This is a genomic window from Mycetocola spongiae (genome assembly GCF_020424085.1).
Lineage (GTDB): Bacteria > Actinomycetota > Actinomycetes > Actinomycetales > Microbacteriaceae > Mycetocola > Mycetocola spongiae.
Genome location: NZ_CP080203.1, coordinates 1,177,405 through 1,197,250, shown reverse-complemented (window position 1 = coordinate 1,197,250; position 19,846 = coordinate 1,177,405). Strand labels below are relative to the sequence as shown.

16 protein-coding genes are annotated in these 19,846 nt (G+C 65.5%); 10 read left to right on the top strand and 6 right to left on the bottom strand.

Annotated elements, in window-relative coordinates; translation table 11 throughout:
- The first annotated feature begins 38 nt into the window (after positions 1 to 38).
- The 3 genes from KXZ72_RS05535 (at position 39) to KXZ72_RS05525 (ending at position 4,657) form a co-directional block, all read left to right on the top strand.
- The gene (locus tag KXZ72_RS05535; RefSeq protein WP_404823681.1) at positions 39 to 1,472 is read left to right on the top strand and encodes a M50 family metallopeptidase; all 1,434 of its coding nucleotides are present in this window, start codon (positions 39 to 41) and stop codon (positions 1,470 to 1,472) included.
- Between the two features lie 67 nt (positions 1,473 to 1,539).
- Positions 1,540 to 2,706 (top strand): flavodoxin-dependent (E)-4-hydroxy-3-methylbut-2-enyl-diphosphate synthase, encoded by a 1,167-nt coding sequence (ispG, locus tag KXZ72_RS05530; protein WP_226082802.1) that lies wholly within the window; start codon positions 1,540 to 1,542, stop codon positions 2,704 to 2,706.
- 175 nt (positions 2,707 to 2,881) lie between these two features.
- Entirely contained in the window at positions 2,882 to 4,657 is a 1,776-nt protein-coding gene (locus KXZ72_RS05525) for a proline--tRNA ligase (RefSeq protein WP_226082801.1), read from the top strand.
- 55 nt (positions 4,658 to 4,712) lie between these two features.
- On the opposite strand, the gene KXZ72_RS05520 is transcribed toward KXZ72_RS05525, so the two are convergent.
- Positions 4,713 to 5,897 carry an MFS transporter gene (locus KXZ72_RS05520; RefSeq protein WP_226082799.1) on the bottom strand — a complete coding sequence of 395 codons (1,185 nt, stop codon included), beginning with the start codon at positions 5,895 to 5,897 and terminating at the stop codon, positions 4,713 to 4,715.
- An 87-nt stretch (positions 5,898 to 5,984) separates the two neighbouring features.
- Here KXZ72_RS05520 and KXZ72_RS05515 point away from each other — a divergent pair, with 87 nt between their 5' ends.
- The 7 genes from KXZ72_RS05515 to KXZ72_RS05485 all read left to right on the top strand — a co-directional run bounded on the left by KXZ72_RS05515 (position 5,985) and on the right by KXZ72_RS05485 (position 14,678).
- Positions 5,985 to 6,512 carry a winged helix-turn-helix transcriptional regulator gene (locus KXZ72_RS05515; protein WP_226082798.1) on the top strand — a complete coding sequence of 176 codons (528 nt, stop codon included), beginning with the start codon at positions 5,985 to 5,987 and terminating at the stop codon, positions 6,510 to 6,512.
- Between the two features lie 54 nt (positions 6,513 to 6,566).
- On the top strand, positions 6,567 to 8,114 hold the full coding sequence (locus KXZ72_RS05510) for an FAD-binding oxidoreductase (protein WP_226082796.1): 1,548 nt from the start codon (positions 6,567 to 6,569) through the stop codon (positions 8,112 to 8,114).
- Positions 8,115 to 8,316: 202 nt separating this feature from the next.
- Positions 8,317 to 9,309 (top strand): transcription termination factor NusA, encoded by a 993-nt coding sequence (nusA, locus tag KXZ72_RS05505; RefSeq protein ID WP_226082795.1) that lies wholly within the window; start codon positions 8,317 to 8,319, stop codon positions 9,307 to 9,309.
- 27 nt (positions 9,310 to 9,336) lie between these two features.
- Positions 9,337 to 9,648 (top strand): YlxR family protein, encoded by a 312-nt coding sequence (locus KXZ72_RS05500; RefSeq protein WP_318999888.1) that lies wholly within the window; start codon positions 9,337 to 9,339, stop codon positions 9,646 to 9,648.
- 87 nt (positions 9,649 to 9,735) lie between these two features.
- Positions 9,736 to 12,603 carry a translation initiation factor IF-2 gene (infB, locus tag KXZ72_RS05495; protein ID WP_226082793.1) on the top strand — a complete coding sequence of 956 codons (2,868 nt, stop codon included), beginning with the start codon at positions 9,736 to 9,738 and terminating at the stop codon, positions 12,601 to 12,603.
- A 259-nt stretch (positions 12,604 to 12,862) separates the two neighbouring features.
- The gene (rbfA, locus tag KXZ72_RS05490) at positions 12,863 to 13,306 is read left to right on the top strand and encodes a 30S ribosome-binding factor RbfA (RefSeq protein WP_226082791.1); all 444 of its coding nucleotides are present in this window, start codon (positions 12,863 to 12,865) and stop codon (positions 13,304 to 13,306) included.
- A gap of 772 nt (positions 13,307 to 14,078) precedes the next feature.
- A complete protein-coding gene (locus tag KXZ72_RS05485; RefSeq protein ID WP_226082790.1) occupies positions 14,079 to 14,678 on the top strand; it encodes an NUDIX hydrolase in 600 nt (199 codons plus the stop codon).
- Positions 14,679 to 15,275: 597 nt separating this feature from the next.
- Here KXZ72_RS05485 and KXZ72_RS05480 read toward each other — a convergent pair.
- The 5 genes from KXZ72_RS05480 to KXZ72_RS05460 form a co-directional block, all read right to left on the bottom strand.
- Positions 15,276 to 16,916, bottom strand: a complete 1,641-nt coding sequence (locus KXZ72_RS05480; RefSeq protein WP_226082789.1) for a transporter — start codon at positions 16,914 to 16,916, stop codon at positions 15,276 to 15,278.
- Positions 16,898 to 17,665, bottom strand: a complete 768-nt coding sequence (locus KXZ72_RS05475) for an ABC transporter ATP-binding protein (protein WP_226082788.1) — start codon at positions 17,663 to 17,665, stop codon at positions 16,898 to 16,900. The genes KXZ72_RS05480 and KXZ72_RS05475 overlap by 19 nt, the downstream gene beginning before the upstream one ends.
- Positions 17,666 to 17,737: 72 nt before the next feature.
- Positions 17,738 to 17,989, bottom strand: a complete 252-nt coding sequence (locus KXZ72_RS05470) for a PspC domain-containing protein (protein ID WP_226082786.1) — start codon at positions 17,987 to 17,989, stop codon at positions 17,738 to 17,740.
- A complete protein-coding gene (locus tag KXZ72_RS05465; RefSeq protein WP_226082784.1) occupies positions 17,973 to 18,206 on the bottom strand; it encodes a hypothetical protein in 234 nt (77 codons plus the stop codon). The genes KXZ72_RS05470 and KXZ72_RS05465 overlap by 17 nt, the downstream gene beginning before the upstream one ends.
- Positions 18,207 to 18,210: 4 nt before the next feature.
- Positions 18,211 to 19,779 (bottom strand): PspC domain-containing protein, encoded by a 1,569-nt coding sequence (locus KXZ72_RS05460; protein ID WP_226082782.1) that lies wholly within the window; start codon positions 19,777 to 19,779, stop codon positions 18,211 to 18,213.
- Positions 19,780 to 19,846: the final 67 nt, after the last annotated feature.

Below are 19,846 nucleotides of genomic sequence, written 5' to 3'. Positions count from 1 at the left end.
ATCCAAGAACCGCGCGGTAAAGTTCTGGGGTGGAAACCGTGCTGCTGTATATTTTGGGAATCCTGATCATCGTGATCGGGCTCGCCCTGTCCATTGGCCTACACGAAATCGGTCACCTGGTTCCGGCCAAGCTTTTTGGCGTGAAGGTCACCCAGTACATGGTGGGCTTTGGTAAAACACTGTGGTCGCGCAAAAAGGGCGAGACCGAATACGGTGTTAAGGCCATCCCGCTGGGTGGTTATATCGCCATGATCGGCATGTTTCCGCCCAAGGGCAATGAGAAGGCCCGTGCCTCAAGCACGGGATTCCTGCAATCGATGAGCGATGATCGCCCCGAGATTCTGCGCCGCCGCGGCCCCGCCCCGGTGGCCGTGGACGGGCCCGGGGAGGCCGAACCCGCCGAGGAAACCCGCCGCCGGCTCTTTGATGGGCTGGTCCAGGACGCCCGGGATTCCAGCGCCGAGACCATCGGTGAGGGCGAGGATGCGCGCTCGTTTTATCGCCTGGCCGTCTGGAAACGCATCATCGTGATGCTGGGCGGTCCGGCAATGAACCTTATATTGGCGTTTGTTTTTATGGCCATCCTGGTGATGGGTTTTGGTATTGCCCAGCCCAGCACCACCGTGGGGGTTGTTAACGCCTGTGTGGTGCCCGCGGGCAGCACCGCGACCGAATGCGATGATTCCTTCGCCGAGACGCCCGCCGCGGCCGCCGGGCTGCGGCCCGGGGACCACCTGGTTTCGCTCGGGGGAACGCCGCTGAGCGCCTGGGATCAGACCACCGAGATCATCCGCACCTCGCCCGGAAAAACCCTGCCGCTGGAGATCGAGCGCGCGGGCGAACCGATGACGCTCAGCATCACCCCGCTGCTGACCGAGCGCTATGTCTACGATAAAAACGGCGTGCAGGAGAAAAACCCCGACGGCAGCTTCCGCACCGAGGAGGTGGGTTTCATCGGCATGAGCCCCACCAATGAGGCCGTGCGCGGGGGCCTGAGCGATGTGGCCCCGATGGTGGGCAATAACGTCAGCGCCGTATTCCATATGATCATCAACCTGCCCGATCGCCTCGTGGGCGTGGCCAAGGCCGCGTTTGGCGCGGGGGAGCGCGATCCCAATGGCCCGATGAGCGTGGTGGGTGTGGGGCGCATCGCCGGCGAGCTGGTCTCGATGGATAGCGTCAGCGTCTCGGATAAGGCCGCCACCCTGGTGGGGCTGCTCGGCTCGCTTAACGTGGCCCTCTTTGCCTTTAACCTGATCCCGCTGATGCCCCTGGACGGCGGACACGTTGTGGCCGCCGCCTGGGAGGGCATCCGGCGCTTCTTTGCCAAGCTCTTTGGGCGTCCCGATCCGGGCCCCGTGGATGCCGCGAAGCTCATACCCCTCACGATGGTCATCGCGCTGCTGCTTGGTGGGATGACCGTGCTGCTCATTTTTGCGGACCTCGTGAACCCCATTCAGCTCTTTAAATAGGGCACCGTTCGTTCGTAGCGCAGTGGCGCGCGAGCACTCTAGCGAGAAGTCGGCGTAGGATAACAAAGTGGCTGCAATCAATTTAGGTCTTCCCAAGGTTCCCGAAACTCTGGCCCCGCGTCGCAAGTCGCGCCAGATTAAGGTGGGCAAGGTTCTTGTCGGTGGTGACGCTCAGGTGAGCGTCCAGTCGATGACCACCACCCCCACCACCGATATCAACGCGACGCTGCAACAGATCGCCGAGCTCACCGCGAGCGGCTGCGATATCGTGCGTGTGGCCGTCCCCAGCCGGGACGATGCCAAGGCTCTGCCGATCATCGCGATGAAGAGCCAGATCCCGGTGATCGCCGATATCCACTTCCAGCCGAACTACGTATTCCAGGCAATCGACGCCGGCTGTGCCGCGGTGCGCGTGAACCCCGGAAATATCCGGAAATTTGACGACCAGGTGGGGGAGATCGCCAAGCGGGCCAAGGCCGCGGGTGTCTCGCTGCGCATCGGTGTAAACGCCGGATCGCTGGACCCGCGCCTGCTGCAGAAATACGGCAAGGCCACCCCGGAGGCCCTCGTGGAATCCGCGGTCTGGGAGGCGAGCCTCTTTGAGGAACACGATTTCCACGATTTTAAAATTTCCGTGAAGCATAACGACCCCGTGGTGATGGTGAAGGCCTATCGCCTGCTCGCCGAGCGCGGCGACTGGCCCCTGCACCTCGGTGTGACCGAGGCCGGCCCGGCATTCCAGGGCACGATCAAATCCGCGACCGCCTTTGGCATCCTGCTCGGCGAGGGCATCGGCGATACCATTCGCGTTTCGCTCTCGGCCCCGCCCGCCGAGGAGATCAAGGTGGGCCTGCAGATCCTGCAGTCGCTGAACCTGCGCGAGCGCAAGCTGGAGATTGTCTCCTGCCCGAGCTGTGGCCGCGCCCAGGTGGACGTCTATACGCTCGCCGAGGATGTCACCGAGGGTCTTAAAGACATGACCGTTCCGCTGCGCGTGGCCGTGATGGGCTGTGTGGTGAACGGACCGGGAGAGGCCCGCGAGGCCGATCTCGGTGTGGCCTCCGGTAACGGCAAGGGCCAGATCTTTGTGAAGGGTGAGGTGATCAAGACCGTTCCCGAGTCCGAGATCGTCGCCACGCTGATCGAGGAGGCCAACCGGATCGCGGCCTCGATGCCCGTGGCCGAGGGCGGCGGAACCGGCAATGTTCAGGTGATGGTGGGCCCCAAGGGTTAATCATCGCCGTCGGGGCCCGCGAGTATTCTCGCGGGCCCCGACGTGTTTCTCGGGCCGATCCGGCCCCGGAATGCGCGCGGGTGCCGGTCGCGGCGGCTCGGGCTGGGCGCCCGCTGTGCTCCCGGCCGCGTAATCGGGCATGCGGCCGCCCCCGGTTGGGCACTAACATGGGTACGTGGTTACACGCCTTTCAAACTATTTCCTCCGTACACTGCGAGAAGACCCGGCCGACGCCGAGGTACAGAGCCACCGCCTTTTGGTGCGTGCTGGCTATATCCGCCGACAGGCGCCCGGCATTTTTGCCTGGCTGCCACTGGGCCTGAGGGTCAAGGCGAAGATCGAACAGATCGTTCGCGAAGAGATGGCCGCGGCCGGGGCGCACGAGGTGCACTTCCCGGCGCTGCTGCCGCGCGAGCCCTATGAGATCTCGGGTCGCTGGGAGGAATATGGCGAAAACCTGTTCCGCCTGAAGGACCGCAAGGGCTCCGATATGCTCCTCGCGCCCACGCACGAGGAGGCGTTTACGCTGCTCGTCAAGGACCTCTATAACTCCTATAAGGACCTGCCCCTGTCGATCTATCAGATCCAGGATAAGTACCGGGACGAGGCGCGCCCCCGCGCGGGCCTGCTCCGCGGACGCGAGTTCACGATGAAGGACGCCTATTCCTTCGATCACACCGATGCCGGCCTGGACGCCAGCTATCAGCTCCAGCGCGATGCCTATCAGCGCATCTTCACGCGCCTGGGCCTGGAATATGTGATCGTGAAGGCCGATGCCGGGGCCATGGGTGGCTCGCGCTCCGAGGAGTTCCTGCACCCCACCGTGATCGGTGAGGATACCTTTGTGCGCTCCGATGGCGGCTATGCGGCCAATGTTGAGGCCTATACCACCGAGGTTCCCGCGGCTATCGCAATCGAGGGACAGCCGGCCGCCGAGGTCTTTGATACCCCCGAGAGCGAAACCATCGAGAAGCTGGTGGCCGCCGCGAATGCGCAGCACCCGCGGGCCGATGGCCGCGAGTGGACCGCCGCCGATACCCTGAAAAACGTGGTGCTTGCGCTGACCCATATTGATGGATCGCGTGAGCTGATCGTGGTGGGCCTGCCCGGCAACCGCGAGGTGGACCTCAAGCGCGTGGAGGTCGCCGTGGCCCCCGCCGAGGTAGACGCCGCGGGCGAGGGAGATTTTGCGAAAAACCCCGGACTGGTCAAGGGCTATATCGGCCCCTGGTCGCCCGAGGGTGCCGTGCTCGGTGAGGAATCCGCCACCAAGATCCGCTATTTTGTGGACCCCCGCGTGGTGGAGGGAAGCTCCTGGATCACCGGTGCCAATGTGGACGGCAAGCACGTTTTTGGCCTCGTTTCCGGACGCGATTTTAGCCACGACGGCGTGATCGAGTGCGCCCAGGTTCTTGCGGGAGACCCCGCCCCCGATGGCTCCGGCCCGGTGGAACTCGCGCGCGGCGTGGAAATCGGACATATCTTCCAGCTCGGCCGCAAATACGCCGATGTGCTGGGTCTGAAGGTGCTCGACGAAAACGGCAAGCTGGTGACCGTGACCATGGGCTCCTATGGCATCGGTATCACCCGCGCGCTGGCGCTGCTTGCGGAAAAGAACAGCGATGAGAAGGGCCTGAGCTGGACGCCCAATATCGCGCCGTTTGACCTGCACGTGATCGCGACCGGTAAGGACGCCGCGGTCTTTGAGGCCGCCGAGGCCGCCGTGGCGGGGCTGGATGCCGCGGGCTTTGACGTGCTCTTTGACGATCGCCCGAAGGTATCTCCCGGCGTGAAATTTGGTGACGCCGAGCTGATCGGCCTTCCCACCATCGTGATCTTCGGCCGCGGCGTGGCCGAGGGCGAGGTGGAGCTGTGGGATCGCAAGAGCGGTGAGCGCACGCCCACCAAGATCGAGGATCTGCTCTCGGTCCTGAAGGCCGCCCGCGGATAGTCATCCGGGGTAATCCTCGCCGCCGCATTCCTCGTGAATGCGGCGGCGAGGGCGGTTAAGCGGGCAGCGCCGCGCCCAATCGGCGCGCCTGCGTCATCATGATCATAAAGATCACCGTATAGGCGGCCGCGCCGACCAGCAACGCGGTGCGCAGGCCCGCCCCGGTGGCGATTGCGCCGAGGACCGGGGCGGCGATTCCCTGCGCAAGATAGCCGATCAGATAGCCGCCGGAGACCATGCTCGCGCGATGTTGCGGCGGTGCATGCCGGGTCAGGATGATCAGTCCCGCGGTAAACGCGAGGCCATAGCCCAGCCCGGCGAGGGCCGAGGCGGCAAAATACAGCAGCAGGCTCGGGACGCTGCCGGTGAGATCAAAGAGCCACAGCCCCGCGATCAGGCTGCCGCCGGCGGCGAGGATCAGGCCGCGGGTGCTCCAGCCGCGGGTCAGCAGCGACCCGGCCGCCACCATCACCGGAAATACCGCCATCAGTGCGCCGGTGACCAGGGTATTGGTGGAGCCCGCGAGGGAGTGGGCGATCTGGGCGCCCAGCGGCAGAATCAGCGCGCCACACAGATAGGCCGCGCTGATCGTGAGCGCGCCGATGCCAAATGCGCGGCGCGAGGAGCGGGGGATCGCAATCGGGCGCACCCGCCAGCGCCCGGCCGGCTCGGCCGGGTTATGCCGCGGCAGCGCCGAGGCGAGCAGCATGACCCCCGCGGTGATGCCGGCGAGCACCAGGAAGCTCAGGTGCAGGGGAGCGGGGGCATATTGAATCAGGGCCCCGCCGACCAGGGTGGCCAGGGCCAGCCCCACGGCGGTCGCGGTGGTGGTGGCCGCGCCGGACGCGGCCCGCCTTGCCGGGGTGGAGAATTCCACCATGGCCACGCTCGCCGGGCTCAGGGCGAGGCCCACGCCCGCGCCGATAAACAGCCGGCCGAGGATAAGCCAGCCAAAATCGGGGGCCCCGGCGAAGATCAGCGAGCCGATCAGCTGCGCGCCCAGCCCCCAGAGGATCGTGGCGCGGCGGCCAATATAGTCCGAGAGATTGCCACACAGGATCAGGACCACGATCAGCATCGCGGGATAGGCGGCGAAGACCCAGGTGGAGGCGGCGGGGGAGAGTCCCCACTGCGCCTCATAGAGCGGATAGGCGAGCGTGGGGGCGGCGCTGGACCACAGAGCGAGGGCCGCGACGACGGCCGCGGTCCAAAAACCGGCGCGGGGGGAGAGTGTGGGCATGGGGATCCAATCGGGCGGCTGAGTAGTGAAATACAACTTAGGTCATCTGAGTAGATTTTTGCAACTCAGGTGGATACACTCTCGGTTATGACCCCCACGGAGCAGGCCCCCATACCCGAATACGATCCCGCGCTATGCCCGGTCGAGCGGGCACTGGAGATCGTGGGGGACCGCTGGGCGCTCCTGATCCTGCGCCGTGCTCTCCTGCGCGGCACCACGCGCTTCGCCGATTTTCGCGATGGCCTCGGCATCGCCCCCAATATCCTCACCGATCGCCTCGCGATGCTCGTGGAGGAGGGCATCATGGCCCGCCGCGGTTATCGCGAGCCCGGCTCGCGCGAACGCTTTGAATACCTGCTCACCGATGCCGGACGCGAGTTTAACCTGCTGGTCAGTGCGCTGGGCTACTGGGGAACTCGGCACCGCCCGCTCGCCGAGGGCCGCGAGGTTTTGGCCTATCGGGTCGGGGATAGCAGCGGGGTAGAGCTGGCCTATCTCACCGCGGACGGGGAACGCGTGGACCCCCTCGAAGTTTCCACGGTGCGCCGGGAGGCGGCCAACCCCTCCACGGATGGGGGCGCGTCCCTGCCCGCCGCGCGGGCGCCGCGGGCATAGCCTGACCGGTAGGGCCCGACCGGTAGGGCCACACGGGAACGAGCGGAGCGCGGCATGGAACTTGAACGGCGACATTTTTTGCTCCTGGGTGCCCTGGCGCTCACCGGCTGTGTGACCGGCACCGATCCCGGCCCCACCCCCGGCACCTCGGCGTCGCCGGGCCCCACCCCCGCGGGCCCACCCGACTGGGACGCGCTCGCGCGCACGCTCGGCGACCGGCTCCTGCGCCCCGGCGATCCCGAGTATCCGGCGGCGGTGCCCACGGAGATTCCCGTTTATGACGGCGCGGCCCCGCCCGGCATCGTGCGGGCCCGCGATTCCGCGGATATCGCCGCCGCGGTCTCCTTCGCGGCCGCCTCCGGGCTGCGGATTGCGGCCCGCTCGGGCGGACATAATTACGCCGGCTGGTCCTCCGGGGGTGGCGGCACTACCGGGCTCCCCGGGGAACTGGTGGTATCGCTTGCCGCGCTGAATACGGTGGACGTGGATGCCGCCAGCGGCATCGCCCGGATCGGTGCCGGGGCCCCGCTGGCCCTGGTTTATGAGCGCCTCGCGGCCTCGGGTCGGGCGATCGGCGGGGGCAGCTGCGGCACGGTGGGGATCGGCGGACTCGCGCTGGGCGGCGGCGTGGGGGTCCTGGCGCGGGAATTTGGGCTCACGAGCGATCAGGTCGCCGCGGTGGAGATCGTCACGGCCGACGGGAAGATCCGCACCGTGGACGCTGAAAACGATGCCGATATCTTCTGGGCCTGCCGCGGGGGAGGAGGCGGCCTACTCGGGGTGGTCACCGCATTTATGATGCGCACGCGCCCCGCCCCGCGCGTGACGATGTTTTTTCTCTCCTTCCCCGCCCAGGCCGCCCCCGCCGTGATCGCCGCGTGGCAGGACTGGGCCCCCGCGGCCGATCCGAGTATCTGGTCCACCCTGAAATATCTGGTGGGCGCGGATCATCCCCGCGGCGCCTCGCTGAGTGTATCGGGCACGTCCACGGGGGATCCCGCGGCGCTGCGCGCGGCCCTGGCGGGATTCACCGCGGGGCTGCCCGCTGCCCTGGATAATCAGGTGGTTCAGCGCGAGTATCTGGACGCGATGATGCGCTACGCCGGCTGCGCGGGGGGCGATGCCGCTGCCTGTGTCTCGGGCCCCGGAGGGCTGATCCGCCGGGTCTCATTTGTGGCCACCTCGGGGATCGCCACCCGGGCGCTGACCGGGCCCGAGATCGCGGCGCTGATCGCGGCGGCGGAGGCCGCGGGGGCCACCGCGGGCCTGAGCGAGGGAGGGTTCTCCCTTGATGCGCTCGGCGGCGCCGTGAATGCACCCGCGGGGGACCCCGGCGCATTTGGTCATCGCGGGGCCCTGTATAGCGCGCAATACACCGCCAATTTTGCCGATGGCTCCGATCCCGCGCCCTATCGCGCCGCGGTGCGCTCGCTGCGCGCGGTGAGCACACCCGCATGGGGCCCGGGGGCCTATGTGAACTATCCCGATCCCGGGCTGGAAAACCCCGCGGTTGCCTATTTTGGGGAGAACGCGCCGCGGCTCGCGCGGATCCACCGCGCCCAGGATCCGGGAGGGGTCTTCCCCGCCTGGCAGCTGGGATAGCCCGCGTAACCGGGCGGATACATCCGGGCTATTTCGGACAGTCCTCCCGGGTGGCGGGGCCGCGGGTGGGCGGGATCGGCGTCTTGGGGTGCCGGTGAATGCGCCGTATGTGGTGACGGGATGGGAAAATTTCCGGTACGGTTAGAGATCGACCCGCGCCACTGCGGCGGGCAAAAATTTAGTTGAATAGAGGAGGCCTCCGATGGACATCGACCTCAGTGTTTTGAAGATGATGGAACGGGAAAAAGAAATCCCGTTCGACGAGCTGGTGCAGATTATTGAGCAGGCCATTCAGACGGCCTATATCAAGCACGTCACCCAGGAGGAAGGCCAGGAGGAACCCCAGGTTCGCGTCCAGCTGGATCGCAAGAGCGGCCACGTTGCCGTCCTGGTTCCCGAGCTCGACGATGAGGGCCTGGTGATCGGTGAATCCGAGACCACCCCCGATGACTTCGGCCGCATCGCGGCCTATGCCGCCAAGCAGGTTATTAACCAGCGACTGCGCGATATCGCCGATGACGGAGTGCTCGGGGAGTTCAAGGACCGCGAGGGCGATATCGTCGCCGGCGTGATCCAGCAGGGCCCCAACCCGCGCATGATCCACGTGGACCTGGGCAGCATCGAGGCCATTCTTCCCCCCGAGGAGCAGGTGCCGGGCGAGAAATATGAGCACGGTCAGCGCATCCGCGTTTATGTCACCGCCGTGGCCAAGGGCCTGAAGGGTCCGCAGATCACCGTCTCGCGCACCCACCCCGGCCTGGTGCGTAAGCTTTTTGCGCTGGAGGTCCCCGAGATCGCCAACGGCCTGGTGGAAATCGTCTCGCTGGCCCGCGAGGCCGGTCACCGCACCAAGATCGCGGTGCGCGGAAACGACTCCTCGATTAACGCCAAGGGTGCCTGCATCGGGGAGATGGGTCGCCGCGTGCGGGCCGTCACCGAGGAGCTGGGTGCCGAGAAGATCGACATCGTGGACTATTCGCCGAATCTGGCGACGTTTGTGTCCAATGCGCTCTCGCCCGCGAAGGTATCCAGCGCGTTCATCCTGGACGAGTCGATTAAGGCCGTGCGCGCCCTCGTTCCCGACTACCAGCTCTCGCTGGCCATCGGTAAGGAAGGCCAGAACGCGCGACTCGCCGCCAAGCTCACCGGCGCAAAAATCGATATTCAGCCCGACAGCATTCTCGAAGGCGAATAACCCTACTTATTCCGCGGCGGTCCGTCCATGACCGCCGCGGAATTTCCCTGCCTGAAACCGTCTCGAATGGCGAAGCTTCCTAAAGGGGGTAAGATGGAACCCGTTAGAACGTGCGTTGGATGCCGCGTTCGCGCCTCACGATCCTCCCTGTTGAGGGTTGTGCTCCGAGAAAATGAGCTGGTGGTTGATGAGACCGCCTCTCTTTCCGGACGCGGGGCGTGGTTGCATCCAACATCGCAGTGTTTCAGTAACGCGGTGAAGCGTCGAGCTTTTGGGCGCGCGCTTCGATATAGCGGCACACTGGACGTACAAACCCTAGAGAACAGGCTGAACGGCTAATGGACAACTAATGAGCGGCTCGAAATGAGACCCGTCCGTTACTAACGGTCTACCCACACTGTCTGGGTAGGCCCAGACAGGAGAGAAGTGGCTGTAAAACAGCGCGTACACGAGATCGCAGCAGAGCTCGGTGTCGACAGCAAGGTAGCCCTTGCAAAATTGAAGGAACTCGGCGAATTTGTAAAGTCGCCGTCGTCCACCATTGAACCCCCCGTAGTGCGCAAGCTCCGCAGCGCACTCATCGCCGATGGCGCCGGTTCGGCTCCCGCCGAGGCAGCAGCCCCGGCCGCGGACGCCAAGCCCGCCGCCAAGGCCACCCCGGGTGCCGCTCCCGCGGCCCCCGCACCCTCGGCCGCGAAGCCCGGTGCGAAGCCCGCGGCCGCAAAGCCCGCGGCCAAGCCCGCCGAGAAGGCCGCACCCGCGGCCGCGGCGGCCCCGGCCCCCGCCGCTCCCGCGGCAAAGGCCGCCCCGGCACCCAAGGCGGCACCGGCAGCCCCCAAGGCTCCCGCCGCCAAGGCCACCCCGGAGGCTCCCGCCGCCGAGAAGCCCGCACCCGCTACCCCCGGCGCACCGTCGCCGGCAGCGGTAAAGCCCGGCGCACCCCGCCCCGGCAATAACCCCTTTGCCTCCTCGCAGGGCATGGGCCAGCGTCCCGCGGGTGCACCGCGTCCGGGTAATAACCCGTTTGCGTCCTCGCAGGGCATGGGCCAGCGCCCCAGCCCCGGCAATATTCCCCGTCCGCAGGCCCCGCGCCCGCAGGCACCCCGTCCCGGTTCGCCCCGTCCCGGAGCCCCGCGTCCCGCGGGTGGCGCCGGTCGTGGCGGCTTCCAGCGCCCCGGTGGCGCCGGAGCCCCGGGTCGTCCCGGTGGCGCAGCCGGTGGCGGTTTCCAGCGTCCCGGTGGTGCTCCCGGAGCACCCGCGGCCGGTGGATTCGCCCGTCCCGGTGGAGGCTTTAGCGGCCCCCGTCCCGGTGGTGGAGGACGCGGTCGTGGACCCGGTGGTGGAACCGCCGGAGCCTTCGGTCGTGGCGGCGGAAAGAGCAAGTCTCGTAAGTCGAAGCGGACGAAGCGGCAAGAGTTTGAGCTGCGGGAAGCCCCGTCGCTCGGCGGCGTCAGCGTTCCCCGTGGCGACGGCTCGACCGTCATCCGCCTGCGTCGCGGCGCGTCCATTGCGGACTTCGCGGACAAGATTGAGAACCTCACCGGTTTCCAGGTTCAGCCCGGAAACCTCGTAACGGTCCTGTTCCACCTCGGCGAGATGGCCACGGCCACCGAGTCGCTGGACGAGGCCACGTTTGAGGTGCTGGGTTCCGAGCTCGGCTATAAGATTCAGATGGTTTCGCCCGAGGACGAGGATCGCGAGCTGCTTGACGGCTTCGATATCGACCTCGACGCCGAGCTGGAGAACGAGACCGAGGAGATGCTGGTGGCTCGTCCGCCCGTCGTCACGGTCATGGGTCACGTTGACCACGGTAAGACCAGCCTGCTCGACGCCATCCGCAACGCGGATGTGGGAGCGGGCGAGGCCGGCGGCATCACCCAGCACATCGGTGCCTATCAGGTGGTGGCCCAGCACGAGGGCGTGGATCGTAAGATCACGTTCATCGATACCCCCGGTCACGAGGCGTTCACCGCCATGCGTGCCCGTGGTGCACAGGTCACCGATATCGCGATCCTCGTGGTCGCGGCCGATGACGGCATCATGCCGCAGACGGTTGAGGCCCTGAACCACGCCCAGGCGGCCAATGTGCCGATCGTGGTCGCGGTAAATAAGATCGATAAGGACGGCGCCAACTCCGGCAAGGTTCGTCAGCAGCTCACCGAATACGGTCTGCTCGCCGAGGAATACGGTGGAGAGGTCATGTTTGTGGACGTCTCGGCTCGCAAGAACATCGGTATCAAGGAACTCCTTGACGCCGTGCTCCTGACCGCCGATGCCGGCCTGGACCTGCGGGCCAACCCGGATAAGGACGCCCGCGGTGTGGCCATCGAGGCCAAGCTGGATAAGGGTCGCGGTGCGGTTGCTACCGTGCTGATCCAGTCCGGTACCCTCCGCGTCGGAGACGCCATCGTCGCCGGTACCGCCTATGGCCGCGTGCGTGCCATGGCCGATGAGAACGGCAATGCCGTGACCGAGGCCGGACCGTCGCGTCCCGTGCAGGTGCAGGGTCTGTCGAGCGTTCCCCGCGCCGGTGATACCTTCCTCGTTACCGAGGAGGACCGCACCGCGCGTCAGATCGCCGAGAAGCGTGAGGCTGCCGAGCGTAACGCCCAGCTGGCCAAGGCTCGCAAGCGCATCAGCCTGGAAGACTTCACCCGCGCACTCGAAGAGGGCAAGGTTGAGTCGCTTAACCTCATCATCAAGGGTGACGTTTCGGGTGCCGTTGAGGCCCTGGAAGAGTCGCTGCTGAAGATCGAGGTTGATGACAGCGTGCAGCTGCGCATCATCCACCGCGGTGTGGGTGCGGTGACCGAGTCCGATGTGAACCTCGCCACCATCGATAACGCCATCATCATCGGATTCAACGTCCGCCCCGATACGAAGGCGCGCGAACGTGCGGCTCGTGAGGGTGTGGACATCCGGTTCTACTCGGTCATCTACTCCGCTCTGGAAGATGTTGAGAACTCCCTCAAGGGAATGCTCAAGCCCGAGTACGAAGAGGTTCAGTCCGGTGTGGCCGAGATCCGCGAGGTCTTCCGTTCCTCCAAGTTCGGAAACATCGCCGGTGTTATCGTTCGCTCGGGTACGATCACCCGAAACGCCCGCGCCCGCGTTATTCGCGACGGCGTTGTGGTGGGAGACAACCTCGCTATCGAGTCGCTGCGTCGCTTCAAGGACGATGTCACCGAGGTCCGCACGGACTTCGAGGCCGGTATCGGCCTGGGCAAGTTCAACGACATTCAGATCGGTGATGAGATTGAGACCACCGAGATGAAGGAAAAGCCCCGCGTCTAAGCAGGGTTGATCCACGTCTGAGGGGCGGGCCGTTCCGGAATTTCCGGGGCGGCCCGCCCTTTCGCATTGGCCGGTGCCGCCCCAGCGTCGCCCGCGTGCCGGCCCACTACCGGGGCAGGGCGGTGCCCCGGAGAGCGATTCCGGGCGGAGTTCGCCAGCGGCGCACGATACGCGCCCGCGGGGATTCCGCGGCGATGCCCACCCGGCCCTAGACTGTTAAGGATCGTCCGCGCCCGCGGTCGAGAGGCAGGAGAACAACATGGCTAACCCCCGCGCGAAGAAGCTCGCCGACCGTATCAAAGAGGTCATCGCGAAGCGCCTCGATAAGGGTCTGCGCGATCAGCGCCTGGGCTTTGTCACCATCACCGATGTGCAGGTGACCGGCGACCTCCAGCACGCATCGATTTTTTATACCGTTTATGGCACCGATGAGGAGCGCGCGGATAGCGCCAAGGCCCTCGAGCGTGCCAAGGGTATGCTCCGCACCGAGGTGGGCCGCAATATCAACTCGCGGCTGACCCCGAGCCTGGAGTTCATCCCCGACGGCATCCCCGAGAACGCAATGCACATCGAGTCGCTGCTGAAGGAGGCCGCCGAGCGCGATGCCGATACCAGCTCGCAGGCCGCCGGCGCGCAGTATGCCGGCGACGCCGATCCCTATGTGAAGCCCCGCGAGATCGTGGAAGATGAGGAGACGAACTAGCGTTTGTCACCCCACCGAGAAATCCGCCCCACCGTTTACGGTGGGGCGGATTTTTTATCTCCGAGTGATTGGACATGGCCGGCGGTTTCTGGGACGTGTTTCGTGGGCGCATGTTCCAGTCCAGGCAGTGCATTATGAGGTTATAAAACAAGTTCGAACCCCTGTGTATTTGAGCTGATTACTGAGCGAATGAGCGACAGTGAGCCGGGCTATTTCGGCCACGTCTGTGGTGCTAATTTGACTCCACGCGGTAGTTTTGGACCCCATCCAAACGGGCACACTCCGGAAAGCGCAAAAGGAGAGAAATACCATATGTGAAACCTATAAAAGGTGAGGTTCCCACCCGCGAGGGCCTAACGACTCGATGCCCTAATTGACTCGCAGGCGCGTCGGAAAACACGCCTCCCGCATTGGCAAGGACGCCTCAGCATGGACGTACCAGCGCACGTCAGGGCCCGGTTCAGTGGGCCAAGCAAGCCGAATACTATCGCCTGTTTTTCCGGATCAACGCCGGGATCGTGAAATTTGGCCCGAGGCCGCCGCCGGGAGCTAGAGCTTCGGCACCATTTGACCTCCGCGTATGAGAAGGGCAGCAATGGGAAATCCAATAATTCACCGCATGCGATCCAATTTCTATTTGGGGAGTGCTCTTATCGATAACTCAACAGGACGGTTCGCCACGACATCAAAAAATGGCACTTTGCTCGGGTTCCGTTGTTGAGGATCCGCGGCGGTCTGAAGTACACAGCCTCATATCTTGAGAGGGAGCATCATGGCGTTTGTTGAGTCCTGGAAGAAGACCTCGTCGGTATCCGCCTATGAGGGATACGTCACGATCCGCCGCGATACCTATAGGGAGCCCGATTCGACCCTGTCCGACTGGGACATTATCGCGGGGGCGGACTCGGTTGCCGTACTCGCGTTTACCCCGGGGGATCATAGTTTCATTATTTTTGAGCAGTTTCGAGCCGGTCCCGAACGCATCCTTCAAGAGCTCCCGGGAGGCTATCTCAACTCGGGGGAGCGGCCGGTACAGGCGGGCCTGCGCGAACTTCGGGAGGAAACCGGATTTGAGTCACACACATTTTTTGATGCCGGCGGGGAGTGGTGGGCGGCGAATTCTTCACGGAGAAAACATCTGCTGATCGTTGCCGATGCCCGTCGCGTAGCCGAACCACACTGGGATGCCTCGGAGAGGGGAAGGATCGGTATTCTCCCCTTTGCCGAGTTGCGTGATTTTCTCCTCGCGGGGGACCTTACCGATGCGGGGCTTGCCTGCCGAGGACTGCTGCGCTTTGCGCACAGCAATCCCACGGATAGCGAATTGCTCTCTCTTCGAGATCATGTCCAGGGATTATTGTCCCGGGATTAGACCTCATTTCGAGGCTCGCACGCTAGGACTAGACGAGGGCAGATCAGGCGCCTCACACCAGCCTGGATTTAGGTATTCGGTTAGTCCGTTAAAACGGTTTTCTTCACGGAGAGAATGCGATGGGCGAGAGTGGGAAATTGCCTCGCTCAACGCATAGGTGATTGCAAAAAGTTGGTCACGATAGCAGCCCGCAGAATAATTTCACATCCGCCAAGCACTCTCATACCGTGGGAGAAATTCTCATTGATATGAACACTAGAGATCGCAAGCCTGCCGAGCGCATTCAAGAAAACATGCCCACGGATATCCAACTTAGGTTGGACGTAGCTGGGATCACACAGGGCGTCGAAGGATTTCTCCGTGAGGAGGGAGAGATGTTCTCCCCATGGGTGAGCCCTGCTGTGACGGTGAATGCCCCAGGGGATCTCAACACGACCAAGATTTTTTCGAGCGGATAATGAAGCTTCTATGATCGTCGCGGTGATTACCTGGCCTTCCGCCACGGGTATGCCCCGTTGCGCGGGGGCCGGTTAACACACCGCGGCCCGGATATGACCCCGTGGGGGAGATATCCGGGCCGCGGGACGGGGAGCGGGGTTAGGAGCCCTGCACCATGACCTTGGCGAGCAGATCGGGTGCGCGCCGGTCAAAGATCCGCGCGCCCCAGCGAACCCCGATCCAGAAGAACAGCGCGCCGCCGAGCACACCCACCAGCAGGGTGAGCCAGGCCCACAGCGGCTGAACCGTGATTCCGGCGATGATGGCACAGGCGATCGCGGGCAGCGAGATCACCAGCAACGCCCCATAGGAGCCGAGCATGCCCACCATGCTCAGCATGCCCGCGCCGGGCTTGGAGGCAAACGGGTTCTCCCCGGACTGCGGCACCGGCATCACAAAGATCGCCGAACAGACCGAGGACACCCCAAAGCCGCCCAGCGTCACCGCCGCGCAGAGCCCCAGCAGGGTGGGGAGCTGATCCCAGCGGCCCACGATGGCCGTGGTGACCACCGCGATAACCAGCACCGGCCCCACCGTGACCAGCGCATTGGCCCAGATTCGGCCCAGCCGGTCGTCGATGCCGCGCACACCGCGCATCACATGGGTGGAAAACGCGGTGCCGTCATAGGACACATCGGTGAACGTGCTGAGCGCGAGCAGCATCGCGAGGATCACGGTGGATCCGGGAAGCAGGATCGGCAGTTCGGTGGTGTGCGCCAGGAATGCAAACATCACCGGGAATACCAGCACCACAATCAGGCTCTGCAAATAGCGCGGATCGCGCAGCCAATAGGTGAGTGCGCGCGCCGCGATGGCCCCGCGCGGGGTGGCCGGGAAATGCCGGAACCAGCCCGTGCCGCTGCGCACAGTGGTGCGCGAGCCCTCGTTGCTGCTGCCGATATTGGTCAGGAAGAGCGGACGCCAGGCCAGGAAGAGCAAGGCAAGCGTGGCCAGGGCGATCAGCAGCTTTAGACCGGCCGGCCCCCAATGGCCCCCGGCGATCTCGGCCGGCACGGCCCAGACGGCGCCCAGCGGGGTCCAGGACAGCACGTTCGCGAGGCCCGGAAGCGCCTCGGCCAGGCTCATAAAGCCCGAGGTCACCCCGGAGAGGATCGGGCCGAGCAGGACGAGCAGCACAATCAGCACGCCCGCGATGATCTCCCGGAAGCGGCGGTTCGCGGCGAGCCGCGATAGCGCCGTGGTGGCCAGCTGGCAGGCCAGCACACACGTCATGGCGGCCACGGGCGCCAGCAGGACCGCGGCAATGGCCGCGACCGGATAGTGCAGCCACGTGCCCGCCGTGGTCAGCGAGAGCAGGAACGTAATGATGCCGGGGATGCCCAGCAGGCTCGCGGCGGCGATGCCGGTCATCAGGGTCTCGGGGCGCATCGGGAACGTCATCAGGCGGGCCGGATCGAGCGTGCGATCCATACCCGAGGACACAATCGGGCCGATGATCCAGCCCAGGATCAGCACCGAACCGGCAATGATCAGCGCGGTGCGGGCCAGCTCATAATCGGCCAGCGAGAGCGCAAAGAGGCCAATCACCGCGCCGGTGAGCAGGCCGAGGCCATAGAGCGCGCCGATGATGGCCCCCACCAGCTGCCATTTATGCCGCATCAGCGTATTGATCATGACCCGGAAGCGCAGCCTCACGAGCACCCGCACCATGCCCGCGGGGCTCGTGCGGACACCCGCGGCGACCGGGGCCTCGGCGAGGCCTAGGAGTGGCTGAGCCATGCGGGACCCTCCTGGTGGTGGCGGCCGCCCACAAGCTGGACAAAACGATCCTCAAGCGTGGACTCGCCGCGCACCTGATCCACCGTGCCCGCGGCGAGCACCTGGCCCGCGGCGATCACGGCCACGTGGTCACACATGCGCTGCACAAGATCCATCGAGTGGCTGGAGACGATCACGGTGCCGCCTCCGCGCACATAGCCCTGCAAAATATCGCGGATATTGGCCGCGGAAATGGGATCCACCGATTCAAACGGCTCGTCCAGCACCAGCAGGCGCGGGGCGTGGATCAGGGCGCAGGCCAGCGCGATCTTTTTGGTCATACCCGCGGAATAGTCCACCACCAGGGTGCTCCCGGCCTGGTGCAGGTCCAGCAGCGTCAGCAGATCGGTGGTGCGCCGGGCCACGGTCTCGGCATCCAGGCCCGAGAGCAGGCCGTTATAGGTGACCAGCTGCTCGCCGGTCAGCCGGTCAAAAAGCTTCACCCCATCCGCGAGGATCCCCACCAGCTTTTTGGCCTCAAGCGGGTTCTCCCAGACGTCCACGCCGTAGATGAATGCCTGGCCAAACTCGGGACGCAGCAGGCCCGTGGCCATCGAGAGCGTGGTGGTTTTACCGGCGCCATTGGGGCCCACGAGGCCATAAAGCGAGCCGCTGGGGATGGAGAGATTGATGCCGTTCACGGCGATCTTGTCACCAAATCGTTTGGCGAGCCCCCGAATATCGAGGGCGGGGACGCGAGTGTCTGTCATGATGCGGGAAATCCGATCGGTTGGCGGTCACAAAGATGAGTCCCAACCTACCAAGATCCGCGCAAACAACGATTAATCTCGACCATTTGACGACGTTATCCGCTCCAGGATAATCGAGCCATTCTGTAGCGGGATCAGCAGCCAGAGCACCAGATAGAGCCCCAGCCCGATCACGGGCAGGAGGAACAGGATCAGCGTGATAATGCGCACCACCGCGGGATTCCACCCGAATTTTTCGGCGATTCCCCCGCAAAGACCACCAAATACCCGGGAGGGACCGCGGCGAATGGGGGAGCGGCGAAGCGTGTCATAGAAGCGATTCATCGGTGGAGTCCTTTCGGTGGGAGCCGCGCAGCAGCGTGATACTGCCGGCGATGAGGAGGAGCGCGCCCGAGCCGAGCAACACGGCGATGACCACCTGGGTTGGGTCAAAGGAGATCCCCCAGATCAGCCGCGAGAGGACCAGGAGGGACACGGTGAGGGCGATCAGGCCCCAGACGATGGTCGGGGCGCTGGGCCCGGTGCGATATTCGGTGCTCATGGTATTAGTCCTCGTGCTTATCGGTAACGGTGATGGAGCTCATGGTGCCGCTGAGCGTGAGGATCAGATCGGGCGTGCGGCCCCCCTCGGCGAGCAGTGAGTTCTCCTGCAGGCTGCGGCCGAGGAGCACCCGCGATTCCACCTTTACGGTCAGGGAGCGCGGCACGATCACGGTGACATCGGACATCACCGAGGTCACGGGCACCTCCACGGGGATATCGCGGCGGGACACGCGCAGGGCACTCAGGTCCACGGTGCCATCGGCGGCGATAAAGGAATAGCCCCGCTGCGCCCCCTCCACCGTGGTCTCGCTAAACGAGGGCTGGCTCACCACACCCCAGCGCGCCTGCTGGCCGTTCATGCCCGTGAACAGGCAGGCGATAATCGCGACCGTGGCGGCAAAGCCGAGAAAACCGGAGCGGCGGCCGGACAGGCCCAGGCCGATGATGCCCAGCGCGAGAATCGCCAGGGCACTCGCGATCGCGGCCGGAACGGTATTGCGTCCGAGGTCGAGGACGCCGGTAAAGTCCAGGGCCACCATGGTTCCGCCCGCAAGCAGGGCCGCTCCCAGGATCAGGATAATCGCGCCGCCCGAGGCGGTGCGGCGGCGCGGCTTGCGCGGCGGGGCATAGGGGGCCGCGGTCGCGGAAACGGGAAGGCCCGGGCCCGCGGGCGGAACGGACCCCGGCGGCATGCTCGGCGCAGCGCCGATAAAACCGGACGGGGGATAGGCCTCCGTGGGGGCGGTGGAGCCGAAGGCGTGGGGAAGTGCGGTGGTGGGATAGGCGGTGGTATCGCCCGGAGCGGGCTCGATGATCGCCGTGTGCTCCGCGGGCTCCGACCCGGGACCGGGGGCGCTCGCCGCCTCCGTGGCGGCCTCCGCGGGGGCCTCCGTGTCGGCCTCGGGGGAGGGTTCGGGGATCGTCTCACCGCCCGCGGGGGCGGAGGCGTGCGGGGCCTCGGGAGCGGCCGGGGCAAACGGGGCTGCGGGATAGCCCGCGCCTCCCGGGGCACCGGCGGCGGGCGCGGCCGGGGGGAATCCGGGGGCGGGCGCGCCCGGCGGGGTATAGCCCGGCGCATAACCATAGGGGGCGCCGGAAGAAGGAGGGGTTGTGGAGCGGCCCCGGGCCGAGCGAATAATCATCCAGATCACCAGCACAATCGCGCCGATCCCGATCATGGTCCACAGCAGCGAGCCCAGGCCATAGCGGTTTCCGGACCAGTCAAAGAACCGAGGCATCAGGCCCAGCAGCACGGTGATCGTGGCGCCGGTCATGCCCCCGGACCAGTGTCCGCGGCCCACCTCCTCCACGGCGATGCGGCCATCGCGCGCGGGCAGCAGGGCCCAGGCGAGGCCATAAAACACCAGGCCGAGGCCGGAGAACATGGTGAGTACCACGAGGATTCCGCGCACCAGGAGCGGATCCAGGCCCGTGCGGGTGGCGATTCCCGCGGCCACACCGGCCACCCAGCGGTCCTCGCCGCGGACGATACCCAGGCCGCGCACCCAGCTCAGGAAGTTCTGCGGAGCCTGCGGGGCGGGGCCCTGGCCGCCGCTACTGTTTTCTGTCATAACTCGATCCTGTCACTCGGCCAGACCCGGCCACCATCGGGGTCCACCCTGAACCTACCCCGAGGTT

Excerpts from the sequence above, each read along its gene's own strand:
- KXZ72_RS05510 (WP_226082796.1), top strand. The coding sequence starts at position 6,567 with ATGGAACTTGAACGGCGACATTTTTTGCTCCTGGGTGCCCTGGCGCTC.
- KXZ72_RS05515 (WP_226082798.1), top strand. The coding sequence starts at position 5,985 with ATGACCCCCACGGAGCAGGCCCCCATACCCGAATACGATCCCGCGCTA.
- nusA (WP_226082795.1), top strand. The coding sequence starts at position 8,317 with ATGGACATCGACCTCAGTGTTTTGAAGATGATGGAACGGGAAAAAGAA.
- KXZ72_RS05520 (WP_226082799.1), bottom strand. The coding sequence starts at position 5,897 with ATGCCCACACTCTCCCCCCGCGCCGGTTTTTGGACCGCGGCCGTCGTC.
- KXZ72_RS05475 (WP_226082788.1), bottom strand. The coding sequence starts at position 17,665 with ATGACAGACACTCGCGTCCCCGCCCTCGATATTCGGGGGCTCGCCAAA.
- rbfA (WP_226082791.1), top strand. The coding sequence starts at position 12,863 with ATGGCTAACCCCCGCGCGAAGAAGCTCGCCGACCGTATCAAAGAGGTC.
- KXZ72_RS05480 (WP_226082789.1), bottom strand. The coding sequence starts at position 16,916 with ATGGCTCAGCCACTCCTAGGCCTCGCCGAGGCCCCGGTCGCCGCGGGT.
- KXZ72_RS05465 (WP_226082784.1), bottom strand. The coding sequence starts at position 18,206 with ATGAGCACCGAATATCGCACCGGGCCCAGCGCCCCGACCATCGTCTGG.
- KXZ72_RS05500 (WP_318999888.1), top strand. The coding sequence starts at position 9,337 with ATGACCGCCGCGGAATTTCCCTGCCTGAAACCGTCTCGAATGGCGAAG.
- KXZ72_RS05460 (WP_226082782.1), bottom strand. The coding sequence starts at position 19,779 with ATGACAGAAAACAGTAGCGGCGGCCAGGGCCCCGCCCCGCAGGCTCCG.
- KXZ72_RS05470 (WP_226082786.1), bottom strand. The coding sequence starts at position 17,989 with ATGAATCGCTTCTATGACACGCTTCGCCGCTCCCCCATTCGCCGCGGT.
- KXZ72_RS05485 (WP_226082790.1), top strand. The coding sequence starts at position 14,079 with ATGGCGTTTGTTGAGTCCTGGAAGAAGACCTCGTCGGTATCCGCCTAT.